The 8264-nt window shown below is 47.9% G+C and carries 7 protein-coding genes; all 7 read right to left on the reverse strand.

The genetic code is table 11. The features are described from left to right. Positions 1-8 precede the first annotated feature (8 nt). Positions 9-2303, reverse strand: a complete 2295-nt coding sequence (pflB, locus tag OGV52_RS17775) for a formate C-acetyltransferase (RefSeq protein WP_016154631.1) — start codon at positions 2301-2303, stop codon at positions 9-11. 28 nt (positions 2304-2331) lie between these two features. Beyond that, on the reverse strand, positions 2332-3540 hold the full coding sequence (tdcD, locus tag OGV52_RS17780) for a propionate kinase (RefSeq protein ID WP_047499660.1): 1209 nt from the start codon (positions 3538-3540) through the stop codon (positions 2332-2334). A 31-nt stretch (positions 3541-3571) separates the two neighbouring features. Then, the gene (gene tdcC / locus OGV52_RS17785; RefSeq protein ID WP_016154633.1) at positions 3572-4903 is read right to left on the reverse strand and encodes a threonine/serine transporter TdcC; all 1332 of its coding nucleotides are present in this window, start codon (positions 4901-4903) and stop codon (positions 3572-3574) included. A gap of 22 nt (positions 4904-4925) precedes the next feature. Beyond that, positions 4926-5915: a bifunctional threonine ammonia-lyase/L-serine ammonia-lyase TdcB gene (tdcB, locus tag OGV52_RS17790; RefSeq protein ID WP_003828594.1), complete on the reverse strand. Its 990-nt coding sequence runs from the start codon at positions 5913-5915 to the stop codon at positions 4926-4928. Positions 5916-6013: 98 nt separating this feature from the next. Beyond that, positions 6014-6952, reverse strand: a complete 939-nt coding sequence (gene tdcA / locus OGV52_RS17795) for a transcriptional regulator TdcA (RefSeq protein ID WP_287108878.1) — start codon at positions 6950-6952, stop codon at positions 6014-6016. Between the two features lie 750 nt (positions 6953-7702). Then, a complete protein-coding gene (locus tag OGV52_RS17800) occupies positions 7703-7960 on the reverse strand; it encodes a bacteriocin immunity protein (protein ID WP_047358949.1) in 258 nt (85 codons plus the stop codon). A gap of 1 nt (position 7961) precedes the next feature. Then, on the reverse strand, positions 7962-8264 hold a 303-nt coding region (locus OGV52_RS17805), incomplete at its 5' end, for an HNH endonuclease signature motif containing protein (RefSeq protein WP_287108879.1).

Consider the following 8264-nt stretch of genomic DNA (forward strand, 5'->3'; position numbering starts at 1 on the left):
CTCCGGCGTCAGAGCGCCTGGGTGAAAGTGCGTGAAATAACATCCTGCTGCTGTTCACGGGTCAACGCGTTGAAGCGCACCGCATAGCCAGACACGCGGATCGTCAGGTTCGGATAATTTTCCGGGTGCTCAATGGCATCCATCAACATTTCACGGTTCATAACGTTAACGTTCAGATGCTGCCCACCTTCCACATGCGCTTCATGGTGGAAGTAACCGTCCAGCAGACCAACCAGGTTGGTTTTACGCACCCCATCTTCTTTGCCCAGTGCAGCCGGCACAATGGAGAAGGTGTACGAGATACCGTCTTTGGCATAGGTAAACGGCAGTTTGGCCACCGAGGTTAATGACGCAACCGCGCCCTTACGATCGCGACCGTGCATCGGGTTAGCCCCCGGCGCAAACGGCGTACCTGCGCGACGTCCGTCCGGTGTGTTACCGGTTTTCTGTCCGTACACCACGTTGGAGGTGATGGTCAGGATGGACTGCGTCGGCACCGCGTTACGGTAGGTTGGCAACACCTTAATTTTCTTCATGAAACGTTCGACCAGGTCGCAAGCAATGCTGTCTACTCGCTCGTCGTTGTTGCCGTATTGCGGATAGTCGCCTTCGATTTCGAAATCGACAGCCAGACCGTTTTCATCACGAATCGGTTTCACGCGGGCGTATTTGATAGCCGACAGAGAATCCGCCGCCACGGACAGACCCGCCATACCACAAGCCATCGTGCGATAGACATCACGATCGTGTAGCGCCATCAGCGAAGCTTCATAGCTGTACTTGTCGTGCATATAGTGGATGATGTTCAGCGCGCTGATGTACTGCACGGCCAGCCAGTCCATAAAGTGGTCCAGGCTCTCCATCACCGTATCGTAATCCAGCACGTCATCCATCAGCGGTGCCGTTTTCGGCCCAACCTGAATTTTCAGCTTCTCATCCACGCCGCCGTTGATTGCGTACAGCAACGTTTTGGCGAGGTTGGCACGCGCACCGAAGAACTGCATTTGTTTGCCGATAACCATCGGGCTTACGCAGCAGGCAATGGCATAGTCATCGCTGTCAAAGTCGGCACGCATCAAATCGTCGTTTTCATACTGCAAAGACGAGGTGATGATAGACACTTGGGCGGCGTACTTTTTGAAGGCAATCGGCAGCGCTTCAGACCACAGCACCGTCAGGTTCGGCTCAGGCGCCGGTCCCATGGTGTGCAGCGTATGCAGGTAGCGGAACGAGTTTTTCGTCACCAGCGTGCGGCCATCCAGCCCCATGCCGCCGATAACTTCAGTCGCCCAGATAGGGTCGCCTGAGAACAGGGTGTCGAATTCCGGCGTGCGCAGGAAGCGCACCATACGGATCTTCATAATGAAGTGGTCGATCAGCTCCTGCGCCTGCTGCTCGTTTAAAATTCCCGCTTTGAAATCGCGCTCAATGTAGATGTCGAGGAACGATGCGGTACGGCCCAACGACATTGCGCCGCCGTTCTGAGATTTCACCGCAGCCAGGTAAGCAAAGTAAACCCACTGCACCGCTTCCTGCGCATTACGCGCCGGGCGGGAGATATCGCAGCCGTACTTCGCTGCCATTTCCTGCATCTGTAGCAGGGCGCGACGGTGCTCAGACAGCTCTTCGCGCAGGCGAATCGTGGCTTCAAGATTCTGGCCCCACTCCAGGTTCGACTGGAGATCGGCAAACTGCAGTTCACGCTCGCGTACCAGGTAGCGGATACCGTACAACGCGACGCGGCGATAGTCGCCGATGATACGACCACGGCCATAGCCGTCCGGCAGACCGGTCAGCACGCCGGATTTACGGCAGCGCAGCATATCCGGAGAGTAGGCGTCGAATACGCCCTGGTTATGGGTTTTACGCAGTTCAGTAAACTGGTATTCAAAATCAGCATCCATCTCACGACCATAAGCATCAAAAGAGCTTTTGATCATGTTGATGCCGCCAAACGGATGCAGAGCACGCTTGAGCGGCTTATCCGTTTGCAGACCAACGATTTTTTCCAGTTCTTGTTCAATATAACCCGCATCATGTGCGGTTATCGTGGTGGCAATATTGGTATCGAAATCAACCGGCGCGTGCGTCGAGTTTTCAATACGGATGCCCGCCATGACTTTTTCCCACAATGCAGTGGTCGCTGGCGTTGCTTCGGCGAGGAAAGATTCATCCCCTTCATAAGGCGTATAGTTGTGCTGAATAAAATCACGGACATTAATTTCTTCTTTCCAGTCCGTACCTTTAAAGCCATTCCAGGCTTCGGCATACAGCATATCGCTGGTATCGATATTTACCTTCATGAAAAATAATCTCTCTGCTGAAAATTAATTATGCAAATTCTACTGGTATATTAATTTTGCCTAACGCAATGGCATCACGCGCAATCATTTTCTCTTCATTTGTGGGAATAACCGCACAAATAACACGAGCATCTTTATTAGAGATAATTCTTTCGCCATGGGAATTTGGCAGGCTATTCATCTCGCTGTCGATATTCCCCCCTAAAACGGCGAGATGCTCGATAACCAGACGACGAATTAATACCGAGTTCTCACCTATTCCACCGGTGAAAATAATCCCATCAAGACGATGCAGCGAAGCGGCATGTCCGGCGATATGGCGCGCGATACGATGCACAAACGTTTTAATCGCCAACTGCGCACGCTCATGTCCCTCGTGCCAGGCTTTTTCTAACGTACGTAAGTCAGAGGACAAACCGGAAATACCCAGTAAACCGGACTCTTTATTCACAACGCGCTCAAGGTCGCTCAGCGTCTGGTTGGTTTCGCTGGCAATCCACGCCATGGCGCCGAAATCGACGTCACCGCTGCGTGTGCCCATCATCAACCCTTCCAACGGCGTCATGCCCATTGAGGTATCAACGCTCTGCCCGTTACGCACCGCGCAGATTGACGCGCCGTTCCCCAGGTGAGCCACAACCAGACCGGAGTCATCACTCTGCAGCTCAAGAAGCTCATGCGCTCGCTGAGATACATAGCGGTGCGACGTGCCGTGGAAGCCATAACGACGAACGCCTAACTCCTCAAAATATTTCCACGGTAGACCGTAAAGATAGGCCTCTGGGGCCATCGTCTGGTGGAAGCTGGTATCAAATACCGCAACCTGCTGCACGCCTGGGAAAAGGTGCTGTGCGGATTCAATCCCACTGAGGTTCGCATAATTATGTAACGGAGCTAAAGGCGATACCCGGCGAATATTATCGATAACGTCGTCAGTAATAATTGCTGATTCGGTAAAGATATTTCCACCGTGGGCAATGCGGTGGCCAATTAAGGCCACGCTGTCCATTAAATTACGTTTTTCCAGTTCAACGGCGATTGCTTTTAATGCGTCTTCGTAGCTGTGGTGAGCCAGCTTAGCTGGCTCACCTCCATTAATTGCTATGAACGCATTTTCAGAGTTAATACCGTCCGCGATTCCCGCCATTAAAACTTCACAGTTTGCTGCATCCAGCACTGAGAATTTAATGGAAGACGAACCACAGTTAATAACCAGTACTACCGGAAACTCATTCATTTCACTACTCCGCTCATCCTGAGCTTAAGGATTAAAACAGTTTGTAGACAATGTTCAGGATAGTCAGCAGACCAATCACGGTAACAAACACGTTATCCAGACGGCCACGGTATTTCGCCAGTGACGGCGCTTTACGGATGGCATACATCGGCAGCAGGCAGAGCAGAGAGGCAATAATCGGCGCGCCCATTGCTTCAATCAGGTCCAGGATGTTCGGGTTGGCGTAAGCCACAACCCAGGTGGAGCCCATGATGAAGATCATGCTGATGGTATTAAGTTTGCCAGCGGAAACCTTAGTTTTATCGCCTTTGTAACCAAACTTCAGCACCAGACCGTTCAGACCTTCCAGCGTGCCCAGGTAGTGGCCGAAGAAAGATTTGAAGATAGCAACCAGTGCGATGATTGAAGCGCCGTACTCCAGAACGGTCGCGAAGGTGGACTTCGAACCGGACAGTGAAGCGAAGTGGTTCGCCAGGTAAGACAGTACTGGAATGTTCTGCGCTTTCGCATCCGCCATGTTTGCCGGAGAGAGCGTGAACAGGCAGCTAAAGGCAAAGAACATCACCACGGCAACCATCAGCATACTGGCGCGGGAGATGATTTTTGAACATTTCTGCTCAGTAAATTCGCGACCGTAATCTTTCTCATACTCTTCACGTTTAGAGACCACGAAGGAAGAAACGATAGGTGAGAAGTTGAAAGAAAACACCATGATGGAAATACCCAGCCACACGGTAACCAGGATGCCGTCATGGCCAGTCAGTGCGATATTGCTGAGATCAACCTGATCGATAACCGCAGAGTTCCAGTAAGGAATCAGAGACAGAGAGATCAGCACCAGGCTGGCAATAAACGGCCATACCAGGTAGCTCATCACTTTAACCATCAGATCCTTACCAAACCAGATGACGAATGCCATCAGCAGCAGCAGGAACAGTGCCACGAAGCCACGGTTTAACGCTGGCATCTGCAACTGGTTTTCCCAAAAGGTCATAAAGGTGTTGGTAATGGTGACGCCATAAATCCACAGCAGCGGACAAATCGCAAAGAAGTAGAGGAACGTGATAACCACGCCGCCCGTTTTACCAAAGTGCTCTTCAACCGTTTCTGTGATGTTACCGGAAGGGTTAGAACCGGAAAGACACAGGCGTGCCAGCGCACGGTGGCAATAGAAGGCGATGGGGTATGCTAACACCAGCATTATCAGAATGGGGATCAGTCCGCCAAAACCTGCGCGGATAGGGAAGAACAGCACCCCGGCGCCGATGGCTGTACCAAATAAACCCAGTGTCCAGGTGGTGTCCGATTTGCGCCAGGACGACTGTTTTGTCTGGCTGGATACAATGCTATCAGTAGTACTCATATCCTATCCTCAACGAAGTATATTAAGCGTCAACTAAACCAGTAATTTGAGATACACGAGAAAGGTCGATATTACCGCCAGAAATAATGCTGACTGTTTTTCTGTTCTGGATATAGCTATCTAATTTCCCGCTTAATAATGCTGCGCAAGCCAGCGCGCCGGCACCTTCAGTCACAACTTTATTTCGCTGAATTAATGCCACCATGCTGTTGCGAATTTCATCTTCGCTGACCAGGACAATGTCATCCACCAACTCACGAACAATTTCATACGTTAAAGTACCCGGGCGGGAAACGTCACAACCATCCGCCAGGGTGCCGGTCGTTCGGTGCGTGGTTATTTCTCCAGCGTGGAAAGAAGCCGCCATGCCATGAACATTTTCAGACTGTACGCCAATAATTTTAATAGTCGGGTTAATAGATTTAATTGCCACTGCAATACCAGCAATCAGTCCGCCACCGCCAATTGGCACAATCACGTTATCGACATCGTACAGATCTTCCAGAATTTCCAGACCAATAGTGCCCTGACCAGCAATCACTTTCGGGTCATCATATGGCGGAATAAAGATACGGCCTTCAGTTTCCACAATCTCGCTAACCTTAGCGATGGTGTCGTTGAAGTTGTCGCCGTGCAGCACAACCTCTGCGGAATAATCGCAGGTTGCAGCAACTTTAGACTTCGGCGCGCCTTTCGGCATGACCACTTTGCCGTCGATTCCGAGCATGGCGCAGGAGAGAGAAACCCCTTGCGCATGGTTACCTGCAGAGCAAGCCACCACGCCCTTACATCTTTCAGCTTCGGTTAATGAACTGAGCTTGTTAAACGCACCACGGATTTTAAATGAACCGGTACGTTGCATATTTTCAAACTTGAGGAAAATTTCCCCTTTGCAACGTTCACTAAAATAGTTAGAGCGAGGCATTCCCGTTTTATAAATTTTCCCCGCCAGTCTTTTTTTCGCTTCGAGGATATCTTCAATTGCAACTGGGAGATCGTATGTAATGTGCATTAGAACCTCTTACTAGGGTATTAAAGTAAATAGATAGCCATGACCATTGTCAGATATAGACAGATGGCGTTGATTTCGTGTTAAAACAAATTCAATCTTTAATCAATTTCAATTAATTGCCTTCGTCTCCGACAATTATATGATGAATACTCTTTGGCTAATTCCACCAAAATAGATGCTGCTTTTTTAATTCGATAATTTTTCGACCATACGGCGGCATAACGCGCGACGGGTAAGGTTTCTTCTACCGGGATAGTAATAAACTGGTTTGAGCCAAATGGTGTGGTCATATCGCAGGGAATTACTGTTAAGAAATCAGCATTGAGAACAAGATTATAAATCGTAACGACGGAGTCTGTTTTAACGATGTTTTCACTGCTGATGCCATTATTTTGTAACGTGGTTAGAAGTTCACTGTAGTACCCCATATTCGTTTGTGGCAACACCCACTGTTCGTTTTTCAACGCGCTTAGCGAGGTGATGCCGGTGCATGTTCGGGACTTGCTGGCAACCAGGATGAAGTCTGACTCAAAGAGCGGTTCAACATGCAGATCGTGCAGTTTCATCTCATCACTCAGCGTACCGATCGCGAAGTCCAGACGCCCGTCACGAATCGCAGGTAAGAACGAGGAGAGCTGAGCTTCATACATGGAAACCTGCGCTTTCGGGAACACTTCTTTGAATTTTTTAATCATGCCGGACATGATGGTGAAGGCAATCAGTGAAGGAAAGCCAAACGACACATCAACGACCACATTGCTCGTCATGCTGTTCATCTCATCAACCATGTTCTTCATTTCACGGGTAATAGATTCAGACCATGAGAGCATAACCTGACCTGCCTGAGTTAATGTCACACCAGTATTTTTGCGTACGACTAACTCAATACCGAAATAAGCTTCTACATCATTAATGATTTTGCTGACAGCCGGTTGAGTTAAACCTAATTCTTTTGCAGCTGAGCCGATAGAACCGCTTCTAATGACTTCCTGAAAGACCACTAAGTGCTGTGTTTTAGGGAGTGTAATAGTATTCATATCGACCTGCGCTAATTACTTTGTTGACGGCAGGAAGTGTACCAAATTAAGCGAACGAGGATATGTGCTACCACTCACAAATCCCCTTGACTTACATTTTGTAAGACTATTATTTAAATTGAAATCACTTAATAATCATATAGATATGAAATATCGATCTCACTTTATCCTGACTTTAATCAAAAAAAGATGGGGGGATAACGATTTTTTATGGCTATAACAACACCATTTCTCCTGCTATTTCTTAAAACCACGAAAGGCTATATTTCAATCAATTACAGAGTAATTACCAGGCAAAACAGCGCTTAAATTTAATAAGCAACTTATCAAATATAATTATATTTTATCGTTTATAGTGGTCAAATAACGTTATGCATCACGTTTTTTAGCCTTATTTGTTTGTAAAGAAACATTGCATTTATTAATATTTAAACCAAAACATACAAAGAACCATCAAATGCAACATTGCATTAACAGTAGTTTTGTACGATTTATCAGCCAGTAATTTTGTGATGGCGATCGATTGCGTTCGATTATTCTCGATAAAAACGTATCGCGCAGCGTTTTGTGCTAGTCATCACAAAAAATGAAATATCCCGCGAGACATTCCCTTAGATAAAAGAAGTTCAGTGCGTAAATAAAGGTCAAATAACGATGAGATGAATGGGAAATAAAGGCCAGATTCGTGGTGAACCAACTACAACAAACAAAGGCCAGGACAAAGCCCAGCCATTCACTCACAATCAGGATTTACTCATCGCGAAAACCGGGCTTGCCATTGGCTTTGCGCCACTCTTTGATTTCTTGAACAACCGCGACCGGACCGCCTTTCCCTTCTTCTGGGTAATATATCAAATCAGAACCTGACGGATGTTCAGAAAGCCGCTCAAACTCTGCTACAGCAGCCATATGAGCCTTTTCAGATGGATAGGTATCGTTACAAATATCTTCAACAAAACTGAGGAACTCAGCTTCAGTAAAATCAGTGATGTCTTTATGCGTTACCATTTTATTTTCCTTGGTGAATTTCGATGTGCCGCTTTGGTGTAGTGACACCCAAATTATCTACGTCATAAACTGCACCACTATTTCTGATCTCTTCGATATGATGAAGTTCATACTTGACCCTTTGCCCGATGCTATCGGGTTTTCTTGCGTAGGCGGATCGACCATTTTTCATCGTAGCTAAGTTACGTGGATCAAATTGCTTTGAAAGTTCAGGGTCTTTGCTGACCTCCAGCCAGAAAGCCTGCCTGAAGTCGTCAAAATTGGAGAAGGTGCGTCCACGCAGTTTGTCAGCAATCTGAGACGG

The organism is Citrobacter sp. Cb041, from assembly GCF_030336655.1.
In the GTDB taxonomy this organism is placed as follows: Bacteria; Pseudomonadota; Gammaproteobacteria; order Enterobacterales; family Enterobacteriaceae; genus Citrobacter; species Citrobacter braakii.